Origin of the sequence: Serratia marcescens (assembly GCF_029846115.1) — a bacterium.
Classification (GTDB): domain Bacteria; phylum Pseudomonadota; class Gammaproteobacteria; order Enterobacterales; family Enterobacteriaceae; genus Serratia; species Serratia marcescens_L.
In genome coordinates, this window is record NZ_JARVZZ010000001.1 from 3,271,619 (window position 1) to 3,291,228 (window position 19,610).

Below are 19,610 nucleotides of genomic sequence, written 5' to 3' on the forward strand. Positions count from 1 at the left end.
TGGCACACGGCTTGCTATGCTTAACCCGGTCTTTAATTTGGGGTAACAAAAGGCATTGCTTCATCGGCGCAGATGATTACGCGGGTGAGCTTGGCCGGTCGTCACAAGGAAGAAAATAATGGCACTGCAATTCACCACGGCTATTCGTGGCAATTTTTTTGACATCACCGCCTGCGTGGAGGAACCGCAACAGCTCGACGAACGCCTGCGGCACATTCCCGACGGTTTGTTGCTGCTCAACGAGGGCACCATCGTCTGGTTCGGTAGCTGGCAGCAGGGTGAGGCGCTATTGCCGCCGGGTTTTGCGGTCACGGAGTATCGCGACAAACCGATCGTGCCGGGGTTTATCGACACCCATATCCACTACCCGCAAACCGAAATGATTGGCGCCTATGGCGACCAGCTGTTGGGCTGGTTAAACAATTACACCTTCCCGACCGAAAGCCGTTATGGCTGCGAGCAGCACGCCGACGAGATGTCGGCCTTCTTTCTGCGGGAGTTGCTGAGCAACGGCACCACCACCGCGCTGGTGTTCGGCAGCGTGCATCCGCAGTCGGTCGATGCGCTGTTCAGCCAGGCGCAAGCGCTGAACATGCGCCTGATCGCCGGTAAGGTGATGATGGATCGCCATGCGCCGCAGGCGCTGCTGGAAACGCCGGAGCAGAGTTACCGCCAGACGCGTGCGCTGATCGAACGCTGGCACGGCAAAGGCCGCCTCGGTTACGCCATTACGCCGCGCTTTGCGCCCACCAGTACGCCGGCGTTGCTGGCGCAGGTGCAGCGGCTGCGCGAAGAATTCCCCGATGTTTGGCTGCAAACGCACCTGAGCGAGAATCCGCAGGAAGTGGCCTGGGTAAAATCACTGTTCCCGCAGAGCCAAAGCTATCTGGACGTTTACCACCGTTACGGCATGACCGGCGGAAAAAGCGTGTTCGCTCACTGCCTGCATCTGGAGGATCAGGAGTGGGACTGCCTGTGCGAGACCCGCTCGGCGATCGCGTTTTGCCCCACCTCCAACCTGTTCCTCGGCAGCGGGCTGTTCGACCTGCAGCAGGCCTGGCGCAAGCGGGTGAAGCTTGGCATCGGCACCGACGTGGGGGCCGGCACCACCTTCAATATGCTGCGCACGCTGGGCGAGGCGTACAAAGTCGGCCAGCTGCAGCATTACCGGCTCTCCGCCGTAGAAGCGTTCTACCACGCCACCCTGGGCGGCGCCCGCGCGCTGTCGCTGGACGACAAAATCGGCAACTTCAACGTCGGCAAAGAGGCGGATTTCGTGGTGCTCGATCCGGCGGTCACGCCGCTGCAGCAGTTACGCTACGCCAACAGCGCCACGCCGGCGGAGCAAGGGTTCGTGCTGATGACGCTGGGGGACGATCGCAATATTTACCGCACCTATGTGGACGGCAAGGTGGTTTATCAGGCGGCGGAGTCAGACTGATTTCATTCGCGGTGTTGGCGCAAAGGCATATTGGAATACGCCGACACCGCGTGGCGACAATTTTAACGATAAGGAAGTGGAAGCCTTGATAGCGTTATTGCTGCACACGCTGTGGATGAAAAGCAGACAATGGAAGGGCGGGGCATGATTATTTATTGAACATGACGCGATGTAGTATGAATACGGTTATTTGGTTAGGAGGCTCTTTATTGGTTTTTTATGAATATACCTAGTGATATACAGCCATGTTGCTGGATAAGTGCGTAAAAAACATTGCATTTCTTTGGGGTGCTCTATATCATAATGAGAATAATTATCTTTACGATATCACTACTTAAAAAGCAACGGGCTTGTTTTAGTCACTGTTGCTGTTTTTTCAGTGTACTTCCGCATTTTACGAGCCAGGATTGGCTTGAGCTTTATTTCTGGAAAGGGATTTCATGCGTGATTTGTTTCGACAGGAAGCCACGGATCATCAGCGGGCGAAATGGGCGGGTAAGGCCTTATTAATAAACGGCTTGCCCGCCTGGTGCTTTGGTCTTTTGTCGTTTTTATTTATTCTTGTTTTCCTCTCTTTTCTTATATTCAGTCATTATACGCGCCGCATTAATGTTTATGGTGAAATCACCACCTTCCCCCGCTCAGTCAATGTGTTTGCACCCCAGCAGGGTTTTATCTCGGAACGCTTCGTCGAAGTGGGCGACGTGGTTAAAAAAGGTCAGCGTCTTTATCAGATTGATGTCAGCCGGGTGACGGATAACGGGAAAGTGAGCGCCAATACGCGCCTGGCGCTGGAAAACCAGTTAAAACACGTCGACAGTATCATCCTTAAGTTGCAAGACAACAAGCGCATGACGCTGGAAAATCTACGCGCGCAAAAAAAACAGTATGAATTGGCGCACATGCAGTCCAAACAGCTGTTGGATAACGCACGAGAAGGGGTGGCATTTGCTCAGGACAACATGCGTTCCTATAAGGAATATCAGCAGCGCGGTCTGATTACCAAAGACCAGCTTAGCGGACAAACCTATTCGTTTTATCAACAACAAAGTCTGTTCCAAAACCTGCATAGCCAACACATTCAGGAATCGTTGCAAATTACGAATTTGGAAAGCGACATCGTTACGCGCGCGGCAGATTTCGATAATCAAATTTCACAGTACCAGTTTCAGCGTAATGATTTGCAACGGCAGTTAGCGGAAGCCGATGCCAGCGGCGCATTGATCGTGAACGCCCCGAGCGATGGCCGCATTGAATCTCTCAGCGTTACCCCGGGTCAGATGGTCAATAGCGGTGACAGTCTGGTACAGATTATTCCACGTAATGGCGCGATTTATCAGCTAGTTTTATGGTTGCCGAACGCCAGTGTGCCGTATGTGTCAGCGGGGGACGCCATTAACATTCGTTATGACGCTTTCCCCTATGAGAAGTTTGGCCAGTTTCCCGGCAGGATAGAAAGCATCGCTTATGTGCCGGCCTCCATGCAAGAAATGTCAACTTACAGCAGTTCTCCCGTGCATCAGCCCAACGCGCAAACGGCATCTTATTACAAGGTCACCGTTTCCCTGGATGAAACGCATATCAGTTATCAGGGCAAGGCGTTGCAGCTCACTAACGGCATGCGGGCTCAATCCACGCTGTTTCTGGAAAAAAGGCCTTTATATCAATGGATGTTCTCGCCTTTCTACGATATGAAAAACAGCCTGATGGGGCCAATCAATGACTGAATCTTATTTCGACACGCTAAAGGGCAAACTCAATTTGTCGCTGCGCCGCAAAGTGCCGCAGATCCTGCAAACGGAAGCCTCGGAATGTGGGCTCGCCAGTCTGGCGATGGTATGCCATTACCATGGCTTGCAAATCGATCTGTTTAATTTGCGCAGCCGCTACGGCTTTTCTTCGCGCGGGGCGACGCTGTCCGCGCTGATTGACATCGCGAGCGCACTGAAACTGCAATCCAGAGCGTTATCGCTGAATATCGATGAGCTTAAGGCATTGAAAATGCCCTGTATTCTGCATTGGGACATGAAGCATTTCGTGGTGCTTGTCAGTGTCAGCCGAGGGCGGGCGGTGATCCATGATCCTGCCTTTGGCCGTAAAGTGCTGGGGTTGCATGAACTGTCGCGGCATTTTACCGGCGTAGCGCTTGAGCTATGGCCAGACAGTGAATTTCAGCCGATCAAACAGCAAAGCAGATTGCGTTTTCGCAAGCTGATGAGCAATGTGCGCGGCCTCAAAGGGGCCTTGCTAAAGATCTTCTGTCTATCGATCGTGATTGAAGCGGTTAATCTGCTGTTGCCCGTCGGTACGCAGTTGGTCATGGACCATGTGATTCTGGCCGGCGATCATGATCTTTTAGCGCTGATATGCATAGGGTTGCTGTTCTTTATTTTATTCCGTACCGGCGTATCCATGTTGCGCTCGTGGATCTCTATCGTCATGGGCGCGTTGATAGACGTGCAATGGAAGGCGGGAGTATTCGATCATCTGATGAAATTGCCGCTTTCCTTCTTTGAGAAGCGCAAGTTGGGTGATATTCAATCCCGCTTCGGCTCATTGGATACGATAAGAGCGACTTTCACTACCAGCATCGTCAGCAGTATTATTGATGGCATCATGTCCGTAGGCGTATTTATCATGATGCTGCTCTATGGCGGCTGGTTGGTGTGGGTGGTGCTCGGCTTTACGGCGATATACGTTATTCTCAGGCTGTCGACCTATCAATATTATCGGCAGCTGTCGGAAGAGCAGTTGGTGAAAGGGGCGCGAGCCGGGTCTCATTTCATGGAAACGTTGTATAGCGTCAGTACGTTAAAGGCGTTGGGGTTATCTGAAACCCGTTCGCAGTATTGGCTGAATCTAAACGTAGAAACGATCAATGCCGGTATCAAGCTGACCAAATTAAACATGATGTTTGGCGGCCTGGGGGCGTTTATCGCCACTTGCGATCAGGTGATCATCCTTTGGCTCGGCGCAGCATTGGTCATAGACAATCAAATGACGATCGGCATGTTTATCGCGTTTAACGCCTACCGCGGGCAGTTTTCGGAGCGTGCCAGCAGCCTGATCGACATGATGCTTCAGCTGCGAATGTTGAGTTTGCATAATGAAAGGGTGGCGGACATTGTGCTTTCGTCACCGGAATCGCAAATGCCCGCGCGCCAGCTCTTCACAAAAGGCAACGCCGCGGAGCTTCAGGTCCGGAATCTGCGCTACCAGTATGACCGCTTGGCGAAACCCATTATCGCGGATTTGAATCTCAGCATTGCCGCGGGAGAAAGCGTGGCGATTGTCGGTCCCTCCGGCGCGGGTAAAACCACGTTGATGAAGTTAATGTGTGGGCTGCTGTCGCCGGATGAAGGGGCCGTGCTGGTCGACGGTATGGATATCAGCAACATTGGCGTTAATAATTATCGCCAATGCATCGCTTGCGTGTTGCAGGATGACAAGCTGCTGGCGGGGTCTATCGCTGAAAATATTTCAGGATTTGATGCCGAAATGGATCTGAAGCGTATTGAGGCGTGCGCACGGCGTTGCAATATGCATGATGATATTCAAAACATGCCGATGGGCTATGAAACATTGATCGGCGAACTGGGGGGAAGCCTTTCTGGCGGGCAGAAACAGCGCTTATTGATAGCCCGTGCGCTCTATCGTCGCCCCAGCATTCTGTTTATGGACGAAGCGACCAGCCACCTGGATCTAGATAATGAAACCCATATTAACCGCGCTATTTCACAACTGAACATTACCCGCGTGATTATTGCGCACCGTCCGTCGACGATTGCCTCTGCGGATAGAGTCATTCGACTCGGGTAACGTCAGCTTCGCTTTACCTGGCCACTTCACCCCGATATTTTCGCTACGTCAACCGCACAGCTCACCCGGTGGTGAGTCCATGAAAAAAGGGTTATCACAATGATAACCCTGGCATGAAGTGACGCTTTAGGCGCTGAAGCCAATGTTAACCGCTGAGGTCAACCGCGAGGCTTGCAGGGCCCCGATCAGTTCGAATCGGTATTGTTGTTGTTCCCCCACATGGTACCGCCGCCGTTGCTCCCGCCCCAGGGAATGCCTGATGGGCCAACTGAGCCGGGGGCACGATCGCCGGTGACATAGTTACCGACAGCACCGCCGACAATGGTGCCGACAACGCCGCCCGCCACGCCGCCGATAGAGCCGATTCCGCCGCCGATCGCTGCGCCGACAGTTTCTGCGGAAACCGTCAATGTACCGCTGCGATCTCCTGCACCGGAAATGATTGAACACTCTTCAGAGGTAAGATTGCGCATACTTGCTCCTTAGTAATTAAATTTTAAAATAAGCCACGTTGATCATGCTGAGCGTTGCCCGCGATCGCTATTGAGCAATTTATGCGTGGCGATAACGGCAAAGGCGATAAGGGCGTATTTCAAGAAACGATTGAGGCTGAAATAATCCGCAGTCGTGCCAACAACAAGCCCGATTAAAATGGCGAACAATACAATGAATGATTTTTTCATATGATGGATACGAATCTTCCTACATTAGTTACTGTCGGCAGGATTGTTCGTCGATGTTTGTTTATTGCCACCCAACATGGATTCCACCATTTTGCCAGCGGTATAGGCGGCACCACCGATAACTGCACCGGCAACAGCGCCTGGGCCGGCACCGACGCCGCCAGCCATGGCGCCGGTCATCGCGCCACCAACCGCGCCGGCAGCGACGGCCCCGCCCAATTCCGCATAGCTGAAATCCCCAGCTGCCGCAATAAAGTTCACTTCATTAAGTGTAAGCTCTCTCATAATGACTTCCTTATATTATTGGTTTTTGGTTTTTGCAGTTTTCCGATACCAGAAAAATGCCACTAGCAAGGTTGAAAAGATAAAGGATTGAATGATTGTGCTGGTAAACCTCCTGTCTTCGGAAAAAAATAACGAATAAAAAATATCCATAAATGTGTAGTAAAAGCAGAACAAAAAAATCCAACTGCTTGGTAATTTCATCATTGCCTCGATAGGTTTGATTGATAGGAGGTATCTTCTCGCGTTATTCCAATGATGTTGATAACGCGCGCAGCAATTGCGTCAGAGCTCGAAGAAGTTGAGCGTTGTTTAAAATGCTGTAATGCGTTTCTGCACAATAACTGAGTTGAACGCCATGCGAGGATTGCATCTCCCAGCGTTGTGCAAGCTGGGGGTGTTTACGCTGACGTTGCTGGCTAAGCCAAAGCGTCAGCGGTATCGCTATCTGCGGCAGGGGGCCGGCGTTATTCGTCAGTTCGAACGATTTTTTCAGCGCCCAACAGAAGGTTTCGGCATGTTCCAGCGTGATCTTCTCCGCAAGCACGCTCTGATTCAGCGCATAGTGCATTTTTATCTCGTCGGCGAAGCTGTCTATCGCATTCGTTTCTTGATGCCGACACAAATGGCGCGCAATACCGAGAGAGTCGAACAGACTGAGGTAACTTTGCGCCACGCTGAAACGTCGCTTCACGGCGGTCCGTTGGGCGGGCAAACCGCTGTCGACAACCAACGCATGCGCAAAGGGCGCGCCTTGTTCCGTGGCCTGCGCCGCCATATGGACAGCTAATTGGCCGCCCAATGACCAGCCGGCGATAACGGCCGTGCCGCGTTTGGCACGCGGTATGGCCGCCAAATGGGAGGCGGCCAATCGCTGCAGGGTGAGTGTGTCGTCGGCACCGGGTGCGGCCAACCCCGGGCTGGCGATGGTGATGATGTTGGCGCAGGCGCAAAGCTGTTTTGTCCACTTTGCATATTGATGAACCTGGCCGCCGGCGCCATGCACCAAATACAAGGTGGGCAGAGAGGGGCGATCGGCTGAGCCGGACAGCATCGATAACGGCAGGGGCGCATTCTCGCGCAGACGCTCGGCAAGTTTATCGAGCTGTGAGTAGCCGAGGATTTCCGCCAGGGTTAATTCCACATTAAGGGCGCGCTTGATGTTGCCCAAGAACGTGATGCCGGAAAGCGAGCTGCCGCCATTGCTGAAGAAGCTGGCATGTGGGTCGATCTTGTCTGGAGTACAGCCTAACGTATCCGCCAACAGCTCTCGTAGTAGCATGAGTTCCGCGGACGCGGCGGGTGCAACCTCGCTGGCCTGACTCCGTTCGGTGCCTGGCGAGAGCAAGGTGCGATCCAATTTGCCGTTGCGTGAAAGCGGGAAACGTTCAATGAGGTGATAGCGGGATGGCGCCATATACGCGGGCAATGCGGCCGTAACCTGCTCGCGTATTCTTTGCTCTGCCTGGACGCTGGCTTTCCCCGCCTCGGTCAATGTGATGTAGGCTTCCAGATGCGGTGTGCCGTTCCCGGTTTCATCGCGACAGACGACACACGCTTCAGCGACCAGTTCGCTGCTTTTGAGCGCGAATTCGACGTCACCCAATTCGACGCGAAAACCCTGCAGTTTCACCTGTTGGTCTTCGCGGCCGAGAAACTCGATGTAACCGCTGCGATGCCAACGGCCGCGATCGCCGGTGCGGTATATGCGTTCTCCGGTGGTTGGGAAAAGCACAAAGCTGCCGGCGGTGGTTTGGCTATCGCGCCAATACTCGCGGGCAACGCCAACGCCACCGATATAAATGTCGCCGGTAACGCCGAAACCGCACGGCTCGAGTTTTTCATTCAACACCCACATGCTCTGATTTGGCAATGCGGTTCCATAGGGGATGGCGTTTCTGTAGTGCGTATCTCGTGTAACCGGATGATAAATTGACCATATTGCCCCTTCAGTGGCACCGCCAAGGCTGGTGATGGTCGCGTTGGGGCAAAGCCGATGTGCCTCGGCGATCAGCTGTGGAGAGATGCGATCGCCGCTCAGCCAAATATGCCGCAGTTGAGGCAGCGACAGGATGTTTTCTTGTGCGCAATATTGCACCAGCATTTGCAAGATGGCGGGAACCGAGTTCCAGATGCTGATTTGCCGCTGGCGTATCGCATTTAGCCATGCTGACGGCTCTTTCGCTTCGTGCGGCGATAGCACCGTTACTGATGCACCGGCTAGCCAACTGCCGAACAGGTCATAGACCGATAAATCGAAGGCCAGATCGGCGAGTGCCAATACGTTGTCACGATGAGAAACGTTAAACAGTCGGTTCATGGTCAGCAAGGTATTGGTGACGGCCCCCTGTTCCATAGCCACACCTTTTGGCGTACCGGTCGTCCCCGACGTATAAATGACATAGGCGAGCGCTTCCGCTTCGCCTGGCGGGAAGGGCGCTGTGTCTAGGACATGAGGGGAAAACAGCGCCTCCAGATCCTGAACGCGGATAGTCTGCGGATAGCGGGCGTGATGGTGAGCCTGGTTGCTCAAAACCCAGGCGCAACCTGATATCCGCATAATGGCCGCTGCGCGGGCATCCGGCAATCCTTCGGCCAACGGCAAGTAGGCCCGTCCGGCGAGGATCACGCCGAGCGCCGCAATAGCCTGATGAGCGCCACGTGGAAGATCGATGGCGATGAGCGCGCCTGGGGCGGTATGGGCGATCAGCCAATGCGCCACGAGGCCGGCGTGCCGCAACAGCCGATCGTAATGCCACACGCTATCGCCCTCGTACAACGCCGGGCGATCCGCCTGCTGGAGAGCAGTGTGTAACAGCCGATCGGAAAGAGGTTGCCGCAAGGATGCGGGCATCGCCTGTCCGACGGAGAGCTGACGCAATTGCCGGTTATCGGCCATTGACGTCAGCGAATAGTGGCCGACGGCCCGCGAGGGATCGCAGGCAATTTGCTGCAGCAGTAATGCGTAAGCTTGCGCCAATCCGTTAATGCGCTCCGGCGTAAACAGCTTGGCGTTGTATTGCCATTCCAACTGAATGCCCTCCACGCTGGAAATCACTTCCAGAACCAGATCAAACTTGGGCGGCGCATAGCGTCTCGGCAGGGTGTTAACCTGCGCACCGCCAATATTCAGCTCATTGCTTTTGCGATGTTGGCAGACGAACATGATTTGAAAAATGGGGTGAAACTTGCCGCGCGTGGGCTTGAGTTGTTCAACCAGGTAAGAGAATGGCAACCCTTGATGTTTGAAAGCGCGCGCAAATTTATTTGCGTTCTTTTGCAGCAGCGTGGTGAAACTGTCGTCGCCAGTGATGATGAATTGGTGGGCGATCGTGTTGACGAAGCTGCCCACGGCGTCGTTTAACGTCGGCTCGTTCCTGTTGGCGATCGGGCTACCGATGACTACACGCTCCGTCGCAGATTCTCTGGCAATCAGTAACGCGAAGGCGGAGTGCAACAGCGTAAACAGCGTCGTACCGTTATGTTTGGCTAACTGGGCCAGGGCCGACTGCAGTTCGTTCGTCAGCGATGTTCTGACGATATTCTGTGTTTTGCCTGCCGCGGTGATGGCGATATCGTATTCAAGCGCGTGTTTTTCCGGCGCACCATCCAGTTCATCGCGCCAAAACGCCATGCTGTCATCGACATTGGCGACGGCGAGGAAAGGGTCTTCAAGATAGCGGAAAAATGCCTGGCCGTTGTCATAATGACCATGCTCTTTGTGCACGTGATAGCCACGGCTCAGTTCATCCACCAGCAAATTGGCCGTCCAGCCGTCGACCACGCAATGGTGAAAGGTCAAGAACAGATAGTGGTGCTGCGCGCTCTTTCTCAAGATCCGGCAGCGCAGGGGATACTCGGCACCGAGATCAAACGGAATCGTGCACTGGGCGTTAAGCGCCGCCAGCATACTTTTTTGCTGCTCCTCACTATTCAGCCCGCTGATGTCCTCGAGGCTGTGTTCGAAAATGGTTTCATCAGGATGCACGATGTCAACGGTGATGGTTTCCCCGTCTAGCCGATAGCGGCCGCAAAGCGCACCGTGCCGCTTGAGCAGTTTTTTCAGCGCGGTGAGTAAACGCGCGGGTTCAAAGGGCCCCAGGATCTCTTTGGCGATCGGAATGTTATACAGCGGGCTGTTCTTGGTGAAGTTTTCATACAGCCACAGGTATTGCCCCGCGTAGTGATTGACGGTGTAACAAGGCTTCTCCCCGGTGTCTCGCTCTGCATTATCTGGCGTACAAACAGATAAAAATGCGGTGATGTCTTCCTGCACCGCACTGAGTGCGGCGGCGTCGACATGCTCGATGGCTTGGCGTCGAGGCGACAGCTCGCCGAATGTGGCTCCCTGTTTCGCCATTTCCATCAGATTGATCAGGCCGATGACGCTCATCAGTGCACTCCTTCCATGTTGACGTCGATAGCGTTCCCTGTTCGACCGCTTTTATTCGGGCGTTTGTCGCTGTGGGCGGAAATCAAATTCAGCCAATGCGACAAGCTACACAACTGCACTCCCGGGTTTCTCCGCTGTGCCATTGTGAAGGCGGCGCGATGATCGAAATTCTCGCCATCATCGAAACCGAAGATCCTCAGTACGCAGCCGTTCAATCGCTCATTGGCCGTATCGAACCGGATGTGCGGGAAATAGCCAAGCCGCGCGGAAAAGGCTATCAACTCAGTAACGCCGGCGTCGACAGCTTGGCGGCGCGAATCGGCTTTATGCAGCAACAGCAGTCGCTCATGCCGAAAATCGCGCAGCAGGCCTTGCGTGAGTCTGGCGCCGCCGACCGTATCATGCATAAAGATCATGTAGTTAACTCGGCCGGGCAGGGCGTGCAGCAGGGCCGAAAGCGCATCAAGCCAACTGGCATATTGCGTGGCTTCGTTCGGTACGTTGAATATGGCCGCGTTCAGCGGCCATTCAGCATGCAATGGCAACGCCTGCGGTGACAGAATGTCCACACCGTGTTTGTCGGCGAGGGCGGCCAACAAAAGCCGTTCATCTGCGCCTTCGGGTGATTGAATAAACAGCCGGCTGCTGGCCGGCGCCTCGGTTGACAGACGGCGGCCGATAGCGCATCGGATGTTCAGATGCTGCGGATCCAGGCCATAGCGTGCATGGGCCAGCTGCGTTAGGTGTCGGCAGAAATCGGTGAGTCTCGGATGTTCAAAAATGTCGCTCAGGTTCAGATCCAACCGACAGTGGGCGTTAAGCGCGTTAATGATTTTTATGGCCTGCAGCGACTCACCGCCGAGCGTGAAGAAGTCGCCATCGTCACTCCCCAGCGTCGCCAGCCAAACCTCATGCACCAGGGTGTTGAATGTCGTCGAACGCAATTCCCGTGTGGGTTCAGGCATCCGGGATTGTCTTTCCAGGGTGCGATAATCAATCTTGCCGTTAGCCAGTTTGACCAGCGGCGTTGGATGATGCACGAAGCGCTGAGGAATATGTGCACTGGGCAGTTCGCCGTACAGCGTTCGGCGCATTGCCTCGCTGAGCGGCTGCCGGCTGTGATAATGCGCATACAGTTCCGTTCCCGCGTCGCCGCTTTTGGCCAGTACGGCAATTTCGACAATTGCGGGCAACCGGGCCAGACAGCTTTCTATCTCACCCATATTGACGCGTTGCCCGGCGATTTTCGCTTCACGAATTTTGCGGCCAAGGAACAGCAACTGCCCATCCTGGCGCTGGCAGGCGATATCGCCGGTACGAAAGGCGGGCATGGGATGGCCGTTAACCTCAAGGGTGACGAACTTTTCCGCGCTCAGCGTTGGCTGATGCAAATACCCCAGGCCGACGGTCGCTCCGGCTATCAGTAATTCGCCGCTGCAGCCGAGCGGCAACAGCCTGAGATCCTCGCCGACGATCGCCGTGTATATACCGTCCAGCGGTGCGCCTATCGTCACGGCGGTGCCATCGTTTTTGATTTCCGCGGCCGTCGCCACCACGGTTGTCTCGGTTGGGCCGTAGGAGTTGAATAACTTTCTGCCTTTGGGATAGTGCGCGAACCAGCGTTCTTTGGATCGCGGTGAAAGGCTTTCGCCGCCGATGATAACTGTAGTGACGGCCGGCGGCAGCGTCTGTTCACCACCGGAGGCGAACAGCATCTCATTAAAGTAGGCGGTCGGCAGATCCAACAGGCTGATTTGATGATCGGCGCAGAATGTGAAGAACGCGGCAAAGCTGTGCTTGACGGCCTCGGGGGCGATACACAGGTGGGCGCCGGCACCCAGCGTCATGAAAATTTCTTCAATGCACGCATCGAAATGCAAGGGCGCAAATTGCAACACGCGTTCGTGCGGTTGAATGCCATAGCATGTTATCGCCGCATCGACAAAAACGCTGAGAGCATGTCGGGCGCCTATCACGCCTTTAGGCATTCCCGTCGAGCCAGAGGTAAACATGATATAGCCGGTTCCGTCCGGGAACGCCGGCGCCTCAGTCGCTGTTTGCCGGCGAAACACGGTGAAGTGCGCGAAATCCGCCGGCATATCGAGTGTCGATGCGCGCCAATGCGCCAATGCGTCAGGTTCGGAATGAAAGGAGGGAAGTGTGCGATCGGTAATCAGGATAGCGTCGCTAAATTGTTCAAGTCGCTGACGATGAGCCGCGCCATCCCCTTTGGCATTCAGGTTGACGAACGGCATTTTCAACTGCAGCGCAGCAAGCATGCAGATGATGGCTTCCGGCCCTTGCGGCAAGTCGAGCAACAGCACGGTGTTCGCGGCACGGGCGGGGGCGAGGGCATCGGCCAGCGCACGCCACTGTTGCTGCAAAACGGCATAAGACAGCGCTCTTAGCGACAACGAAGCGTGTGCGGGCGTGAGGATCGCCGTGCGTTGCGGCGCTTGAACGACGGCACGATCGATACGTTGCATTATATCGACCACGTTGTCGTTGGCTGCTTTACCCTGCAGCGAGAGCGGGAAACGTTGTCGCAATGCCGCGACAGAAAGATTTTCCGGGTTGTTGTACAGCAAGGCGCATAAGGTCTGTATCCCCTGGCTGTGCCGCACCAGGCTGGCCGCATCGTAAAGCCCTGAGTCGGCATCGATCTCCAGCCGAAGCGTTTGGTTATCGAGATCGGGACGCATGTTGAAGACCAGATCCTGCGCGCCTCCTGAGCGTAAATTACGGATTTCGCTGCGCTGCGCGGAAGAAAATGAGGCTGCCGCTTCAAAGGGAATGATATTGACCACGATGTTGAACAGCGGCGAGCGGCTGGTGACGCTCCGCAGACTTTTTATCTCTTCGTAACGGAATGCTTGATGTTTTTTGAGTTGCCTGAGTATGTGTTCAATGGTTTGCGCCAACTGTCGGCATGAGGCCGTGTCCTCAATATCGAGAGTCAAGGGAACAACGTTGGTCTTGCAAGTCAGCGCCTGCCTCGTCAGGGAGTCTGTTCGCGCCATCATTGGGACGCCGATCGTTTGCTGTTTCTCGCCGGTACACAAGTACAAATATGCCATCACTGCCACGAAAGTGCGCGCCAGCCAAGAAGGGTGCCCGGTTTGCAGCGCAAGGCGCTCGGCAGGATAGGGCAACGACGTCACATGGCGGATCGTCTGTCCCGAAGGAATATTGGCGCAGGCTAATGTCATCGGGTCTGGCAGTGAGGCGCTGGCCGTTTGCCAAAAATGTCGGTCCGCTTGATAGGCGGCTGACTGTTTGTACTCAGATTCAGCCCTGAGCAAGGCATCGATCGCAGGTACGTCTTGCGGTTGCTGCGTTTGGCCTCGGTAGGCCTGCGCCACTTGATGGATCAGCAAATAAGTGCCGTAACCATCAAGCAGCAGATGGTGGCTGCAGAAATACCACAGAAAGCGTTGCTCACCCAGTCTGATGATTTTTTGTCTGAATAACGGCGCAGCGTTCAACGAGAAGGGGCGCTTAGCATCCGCTTCCATTAATTCGATAGCGGTGGCCATATCGTTGGCGTGCTGTGAAAGATCTACCCATTCCACTGAGATGTTGGCGGTGACGGGATATTGATAAGGCGTGCCGTTATCTTCATCAAACAAAACGTGCAACGTCGGCGTTTGGCTGATGACGTGATGAATGGCACGTTTCATTCTTGCGATATCGAGAGTGTGATTTATTTCGACATATTCCGCGATATTATAGCTCGATTTGTCATCGCCGATTTTGGTGCCATAGTAAAATCCCGTCTGTGAATCCAATAGTTGATGCTTGCTCATCGGCTCATCCCTGATGTTTATTTTTCTTTATTTTTTTACCGTCATCAGTTTGCCCGTTCGGCGGGAACGCCATACAACCGTGCGACGTTCTGCGATTGGGTAAACTGTTTTAAGGTGTTCCAAACATAAATGCGCGCTGCCTGGCTTGCAGCAAAAGTCTAAAATACACAGCGTGCCGCCCTCATCCCATTCTGAGTTATGCAGAAGAAACTGCGGATCGTTAATAAATCGACCCAGCGTCTCATCTCTCAGGTAGGCCCAGGTTATATATCCTAACGGATTATCCAAATGATCGAATAATATTTTGAATTGATTTTGATTAATCGCTTCCTGAGTCCATAGCTGCAACGTTTTTATATGGTACAAACTGTAATTTTTATTCATCAACATACAGCTAACGGCGAAGCCCAGGCTCTCGTATTGACTGAACTTACTTTTACCCTGCTGGTTTTCTTTGATAAAACTCACGAAATATCCTCAGCGTTATTATTGTAATACGTTGATCGCCTGACGCTCGAAACGATCCAGATAGATTTGCAACTGTTCGCTGATCTCGCTGAATTCACCGCGCCAGCCGGCAATTTCTTGAAAAATCACTTCACGGCGCATGAACGCGCGGGAGCCCAACCTTCTGGTGACGGTCTGCTTCATCGCCTGTTGTAATCCGGCGGCGGTTTGATCCGCTGATGTTTCCTGAAGGTACTTCGCGTATAACCGCTGGAATGCCAGAGAAAATCTCTCTTCCGCTGTCGTACCCTGTTGTTCGGCGGAAACCCTGACGGGCGAGTCGATGAGCCGATGTAACAGGGCAATCGCCGGATGAGCATTCCCCTGGCCCAGACCTTGTCGACGGCTAAAGATGCCGGGAGCCAAATCGAACATTTTTTGCAAGCGTTCGCCTAAGGCGAACCAGTCGGCGGTGAGAGGCAGGCGTTGTAAAAATGCAGAGTCAAAACCCGCCATACCGAGATTATCCAGCAGGCAGGCTCGCGTGTAGGCCATATTAAAGGCCGCGCCGATGCCTTGGTGCGCTGCCGCGAGAAATGCCGGGCCAAATTGATGCTTGGCTAAATAAAAAGCGAGATCTTGCACGCCTCTCAGCAACAAAGGGGCGTCTTCGTTGAGTTTGTTGTGCTGAATGTAGCTGCGGCCGGGATCGCGACGTTCTGCGGGAAAAACACTGCGAACACCATGAAAGTCCAGCAGCCTGCCGGCCATATCGCAATTGGAGGGTGAGGTCATCATCACCAAATGGCGGGTACGGCAGTAAGCTATCTGCGTCGCAAGGCGCCGTGCAAGCTCGCAGAGCCCGTAGAAGGCTCGTTCTTCCTGCGGCAACGCCAACCAGCGCGCAGCGTCAAACTCAGAGGGACGAGGCAGAAAGGTTGGTGCGGCGACAATGAGCTTTTTGGTCCGCTCAATATCCGAAGGCTGCCTTTGCATCGCATCATGAGGATGATAGTAGGGCGCGCGGCAAAAATGTGCAGGGCGCACGACGGGTTCGCGCACCAGCAACGCCTTGCGGTTATGGACGCCTCCCGCCGATGCAGGAGAGAGGGTGGCGATGGGGTTGTCGGTCAGCAAGATCGCCTTATTGGGCACGGCACCGTAAGGCAGCAGTTTGGCCATGACGTTTCCCCATAATGCCTCCAATACTGCGCCGGTCATTGTCAACTCGCCATCGACATGCTTCGCCCCTTGACCGACTAACGCATTGGCTCCGATGCCTTTAACCTGCCATCGCCCATCAAAGCCACAGCGTGCGCCGCCGCCGTTGCGCGAAATAGCCCCGCCGCCATAACGTTCGGCGAAAAAGACTTTTTCATCGTTTAAGAGCGGCGTGCCGTCATCAAAAATAGCATGACGATTATTTTCTTCGATGAGATAGCTGGTCTCATTTTTCAGTTCGCTCTGCTCTGCAGGGTTTAATCCGTTGTGCCAGAGTAATTGAGAACCTGTCTTTTTTGCGACGAAAGGAATCAAGCTTTCGTGAAGCATGGCGAGGTTTTTCATTTTTTAAATCGTTATTTTTATGGGTGCAGGGCAAGTTAAATACCGGCCTTATTATACAAGGGGTAATAAGGCCGCGTTTTTTAATTTGAAGAATCCGGTGTTGAAAGTGACGACGACGGTGAAGGGCGACCACCGCCACTGCCATTCCATGTTGGGCCCATGGGAACCTGTGGAATAGCAACGTTAACCGGCATGTGCGGTGCGGCCTGAATAGCGATTTCCGTGCCCACGCCCACGGCTAATGATACGGGGGTGGGCAATTTCGCTATTGTGCTCAGGCTGCCGACAATAAGCGAAGTCGGATTATAAGAATCATTGCCGTCAGATCCGTTAATACATGACAACTCAACTTCCGTTAAGGCTCTCATTTAAGCTCCTTCTTGCGAGAGGTAATGGATAACACAAGCGAAAAAATAACCGCCATCGGCAAACCATACATTGCCGTGATTTTAAGGGCCGCCGTATCCAAAAGGATCGCCTGGCGCTGCAGGCAATAGTCTAAAAATACGGCAAGGGGGAATATCAAGAACAGCATGACGATATGGTACGTGCGCAAGCCTTTTTTCTTCGCGTTTTTATAAATCGCACTGATAATGAGGATGAAAATGACAATAAGAACTATTTCCGTTATAAGCTGCAATTTGATTAGCTCCATTAATCAAAATTTACATCAAGTTACATTGGGTAACCGGATAAGTCAACAGGGTATTTTATGATTCTTCTTTATTTATCATGGTATTGAATTAATTAATCATAAAATGATTACATTTGGTGACTATGTGCTGGAAATAAAAAAATAAAGATGTCACCGACGTTTCTGGCTGCGGCCGGCGAGGCGGCTAACTTCTAATCACTTGTTTTTGCTCAAACTGCCAACTGCACCTAAGCTAGGAGGTGATTCAGAGGGAGCGATTCCCCGAGACCTTATTCCGTGAACATGGAGGAGTTTCGATTTGATGCGTTTATCCACATTGGTGCTGGCGATCGGCATGGCGCTGGGCTCGCAGGCACAGGCAGCAGAAACCCAACCTCACGCCGACCATAGCGCGCTGCCCAGCGGCCAGGCGAAGGAGGCTACCGTGACCGGTGAAGCCAATCAGCACGACAAGCAAAAGACTCAAAATCCGTTCTTCTATCAAAGCCGTCTGCCGTTCCAGGCGCCGCCGTTCAACCTGATCAAGGAAAGCGACTACGCGCCGGCGATCGAAGCGGGCATCAAGCAAAAGCGGGAAGAGGTGGAGAAGATCGCCAACAACCCGGCCAAGCCCAACTTCAAAAATACCTTGGTGGCGCTGGAGCAGGCCGGTTCGCTGCTGACGCGGGTGATGAACGTGTTCGGCGCCATGACCTCGGCCAACACCAGCGATGCGCTGCAGAAGCTGGATGAAGAAACCTCGCCGACGCTGGCGGCATTGAACGACGACATCATGCTCAACGGCAAGCTGTTCGCGCGCATCAAGGCCATCTATCAGGATCGCGATGCGCTGAAGCTGGATCCGGAATCGCGCCGGCTGGTGGAAGTGACCTACAAGAACTTCGAGCTGGCGGGTGCCAACCTGTCGGACGCCGACAAGGCCAAGCTGAAGGCGCTGAACCAGGAAGCGGCGACGCTGAGCACCCAGTTCACCAACAAACTGCTGGCGGCGAGCAAAAACGGCGCGCTGGCGATAACCGACCCGGCGAAGCTGGACGGCCTGTCGGAAGGTGAGCTGGCTGCGGCGGCCCAGGCGGCCGCCGAACGCAAGCTGGAGAAACAGTGGCTGCTGGTGCTGCAAAACACCACGCAACAGCCGTTGCTGCAGAGCCTGAAAGATCGCGACACCCGCCAAGCGCTGTTCGACGCCTCCTGGACGCGTGCGGAGAAGGGCGACGGCAACGATACCCGCCAAACCATCTCCCGTCTGGCCAAGGTGCGCGCCGAGCAGGCCAAGCTGCTGGGCTACCCGAACTACGCCGCCTGGAAACTGCAAAACCAGATGGCCAAGACGCCGGATGCCGCGCTGAGCTTTATGCGCAATATCGTGCCGGCGGCCACCGCGCGCGCCGAGCGTGAAGCCAAAGACATTCAGGCGGTGATCGACCAGCAGAAAGGCGACTTCAAGGTGCAGGCCTGGGACTGGCAGTTCTACGCCGAACAGGTGCGCAAGGCCAAGTACGATCTGGACGAGTCGCAGATCAAGCCTTACTTCGAGCTGAACAACGTGCTGAACAACGGCGTGTTCTACGCCGCCAACCTGCTGTACGGCATCAGCTTCAAAGAGCGCAAGGACATCCCGGTCTACCAGGCGGACGTCAAGGTGTATGAAGTGTTCGACAAGGACGGCAAATCGCTGGCGCTGTTCTACACCGACTACTTCAAGCGCGACAACAAGGGCGGCGGCGCCTGGATGAGCAACTTCGTCGATCAGTCGAAGCTCAACGGCACCAAGCCGGTGATTTACAACGTCGCCAACTTCACCAAACCGGCGCCGGGCCAGCCGGCGCTGCTGTCGTATGACGACGTAATCACCCTGTTCCACGAGTTCGGCCATGCGCTGCACGGCATGTTCGCCGATCAGGAATACCCGAGCCTGTCGGGCACCAACACCGCGCGCGACTTCGTCGAGTTCCCGTCGCAGTTCAACGAGCACTGGGTCAGCGATCCGAAAGTGTTCAGCCACTTCGCCAAGCACTACCAGACCGGTGAGGCGATGCCGCAGGAACTGGTCGACAAGATCAAGAAGGCCGACAAGTTCAACAAGGGCTACAGCATGACCGAGCTGTTGTCCGCCGCGCTGCTGGACATGCACTGGCACATGCTGACCGCCGATCAGCCGCAGCAGGACGTGGACAAGTTCGAGGCTGAGTCGCTGCAAAAAGACAAGGTCGATCTCAGCTACGTGCCGCCGCGCTACCGTTCCAGCTATTTCCAGCACATCTGGGGTAACGGCTACGCCGCGGGCTACTACGCCTATCTGTGGACGGAAATGCTGGCGGACGACGCCTTCCAGTGGTTCACCGAACACGGTGGCCTGACCGCCGAAAACGGCCAGCGCTTCCGCGACATGATCCTGTCGCGCGGCAACAGTCAGGATCTGGAGAAGCTGTACATCGACTGGCGCGGCAAAGCGCCGAGCATCGAGCCGATGCTGATCAACCGCGGGCTGAAGGACGAGTAAGTTCGGCCATTCCCG

Annotated in this window: 13 protein-coding genes; 4 read left to right on the forward strand and 9 right to left on the reverse strand. The window is 54.5% G+C overall.

The features are described 5' to 3' along the window. The first annotated feature begins 118 nt into the window (after window positions 1–118). From guaD to QDT79_RS15535, 3 genes are all read left to right on the forward strand, one after another. Window positions 119–1,441 carry a guanine deaminase gene (gene guaD / locus QDT79_RS15525; RefSeq protein WP_063989773.1) on the forward strand — a complete coding sequence of 441 codons (1,323 nt, stop codon included), beginning with the start codon at window positions 119–121 and terminating at the stop codon, window positions 1,439–1,441. A 440-nt stretch (window positions 1,442–1,881) separates the two neighbouring features. Further along, the gene (locus tag QDT79_RS15530) at window positions 1,882–3,168 is read left to right on the forward strand and encodes an HlyD family secretion protein (protein ID WP_033648236.1); all 1,287 of its coding nucleotides are present in this window, start codon (window positions 1,882–1,884) and stop codon (window positions 3,166–3,168) included. Further along, complete coding sequence (locus QDT79_RS15535) at window positions 3,161–5,260, forward strand: peptidase domain-containing ABC transporter (protein ID WP_308316692.1); 2,100 nt, start codon at window positions 3,161–3,163, stop codon at window positions 5,258–5,260. The genes QDT79_RS15530 and QDT79_RS15535 overlap by 8 nt, the downstream gene beginning before the upstream one ends. Before the next feature lie 185 nt (window positions 5,261–5,445). Here the strand turns inward: QDT79_RS15535 and QDT79_RS15540 are convergent, their stop codons facing one another. The 9 genes from QDT79_RS15540 to QDT79_RS15580 form a co-directional block, all read right to left on the reverse strand. After that, window positions 5,446–5,733 (reverse strand): hypothetical protein, encoded by a 288-nt coding sequence (locus QDT79_RS15540; protein WP_025302730.1) that lies wholly within the window; start codon window positions 5,731–5,733, stop codon window positions 5,446–5,448. A gap of 42 nt (window positions 5,734–5,775) precedes the next feature. Further along, window positions 5,776–5,943 (reverse strand): hypothetical protein, encoded by a 168-nt coding sequence (locus tag QDT79_RS15545; protein WP_154805963.1) that lies wholly within the window; start codon window positions 5,941–5,943, stop codon window positions 5,776–5,778. A gap of 24 nt (window positions 5,944–5,967) precedes the next feature. Next, window positions 5,968–6,228: a hypothetical protein gene (locus tag QDT79_RS15550; RefSeq protein ID WP_049196799.1), complete on the reverse strand. Its 261-nt coding sequence runs from the start codon at window positions 6,226–6,228 to the stop codon at window positions 5,968–5,970. 244 nt (window positions 6,229–6,472) lie between these two features. Beyond that, on the reverse strand, window positions 6,473–10,618 hold the full coding sequence (locus tag QDT79_RS15555) for a non-ribosomal peptide synthetase (RefSeq protein WP_308316693.1): 4,146 nt from the start codon (window positions 10,616–10,618) through the stop codon (window positions 6,473–6,475). Next, on the reverse strand, window positions 10,618–14,424 hold the full coding sequence (locus QDT79_RS15560) for an AMP-binding protein (protein ID WP_308316694.1): 3,807 nt from the start codon (window positions 14,422–14,424) through the stop codon (window positions 10,618–10,620). Before QDT79_RS15560 ends, QDT79_RS15555 begins: the two co-directional genes overlap by 1 nt. Window positions 14,425–14,451: 27 nt before the next feature. Then, entirely contained in the window at window positions 14,452–14,892 is a 441-nt protein-coding gene (locus QDT79_RS15565) for a toxin-activating lysine-acyltransferase (RefSeq protein ID WP_063989778.1), read from the reverse strand. Between the two features lie 18 nt (window positions 14,893–14,910). After that, window positions 14,911–16,437 carry a hypothetical protein gene (locus QDT79_RS15570; protein WP_308316695.1) on the reverse strand — a complete coding sequence of 509 codons (1,527 nt, stop codon included), beginning with the start codon at window positions 16,435–16,437 and terminating at the stop codon, window positions 14,911–14,913. Window positions 16,438–16,517: 80 nt separating this feature from the next. Then, the gene (locus tag QDT79_RS15575; protein WP_125460888.1) at window positions 16,518–16,805 is read right to left on the reverse strand and encodes an E492 group microcin; all 288 of its coding nucleotides are present in this window, start codon (window positions 16,803–16,805) and stop codon (window positions 16,518–16,520) included. Next, window positions 16,802–17,077 carry a hypothetical protein gene (locus tag QDT79_RS15580; protein ID WP_130018029.1) on the reverse strand — a complete coding sequence of 92 codons (276 nt, stop codon included), beginning with the start codon at window positions 17,075–17,077 and terminating at the stop codon, window positions 16,802–16,804. The genes QDT79_RS15575 and QDT79_RS15580 overlap by 4 nt, the downstream gene beginning before the upstream one ends. A 316-nt stretch (window positions 17,078–17,393) precedes the next feature. Between QDT79_RS15580 and dcp the strand changes: the two genes are divergently transcribed. Beyond that, entirely contained in the window at window positions 17,394–19,595 is a 2,202-nt protein-coding gene (gene dcp, locus QDT79_RS15585) for a peptidyl-dipeptidase Dcp (RefSeq protein ID WP_308316696.1), read from the forward strand. The last annotated feature ends 15 nt before the right edge of the window (window positions 19,596–19,610 follow it).

What these genes read in the sequence shown, in the direction of transcription:
- guaD (WP_063989773.1), top strand. Translation starts at nt 119, where the DNA reads ATGGCACTGCAATTCACCACGGCTATTCGTGGCAATTTTTTTGACATC.
- QDT79_RS15530 (WP_033648236.1), top strand. Translation starts at nt 1,882, where the DNA reads ATGCGTGATTTGTTTCGACAGGAAGCCACGGATCATCAGCGGGCGAAA.
- QDT79_RS15535 (WP_308316692.1), top strand. Translation starts at nt 3,161, where the DNA reads ATGACTGAATCTTATTTCGACACGCTAAAGGGCAAACTCAATTTGTCG.
- QDT79_RS15540 (WP_025302730.1), bottom strand. Translation starts at nt 5,733, where the DNA reads ATGCGCAATCTTACCTCTGAAGAGTGTTCAATCATTTCCGGTGCAGGA.
- QDT79_RS15545 (WP_154805963.1), bottom strand. Translation starts at nt 5,943, where the DNA reads ATGAAAAAATCATTCATTGTATTGTTCGCCATTTTAATCGGGCTTGTT.
- QDT79_RS15550 (WP_049196799.1), bottom strand. Translation starts at nt 6,228, where the DNA reads ATGAGAGAGCTTACACTTAATGAAGTGAACTTTATTGCGGCAGCTGGG.
- QDT79_RS15555 (WP_308316693.1), bottom strand. Translation starts at nt 10,618, where the DNA reads ATGAGCGTCATCGGCCTGATCAATCTGATGGAAATGGCGAAACAGGGA.
- QDT79_RS15560 (WP_308316694.1), bottom strand. Translation starts at nt 14,424, where the DNA reads ATGAGCAAGCATCAACTATTGGATTCACAGACGGGATTTTACTATGGC.
- QDT79_RS15570 (WP_308316695.1), bottom strand. Translation starts at nt 16,437, where the DNA reads ATGAAAAACCTCGCCATGCTTCACGAAAGCTTGATTCCTTTCGTCGCA.
- QDT79_RS15575 (WP_125460888.1), bottom strand. Translation starts at nt 16,805, where the DNA reads ATGAGAGCCTTAACGGAAGTTGAGTTGTCATGTATTAACGGATCTGAC.
- dcp (WP_308316696.1), top strand. Translation starts at nt 17,394, where the DNA reads ATGCGTTTATCCACATTGGTGCTGGCGATCGGCATGGCGCTGGGCTCG.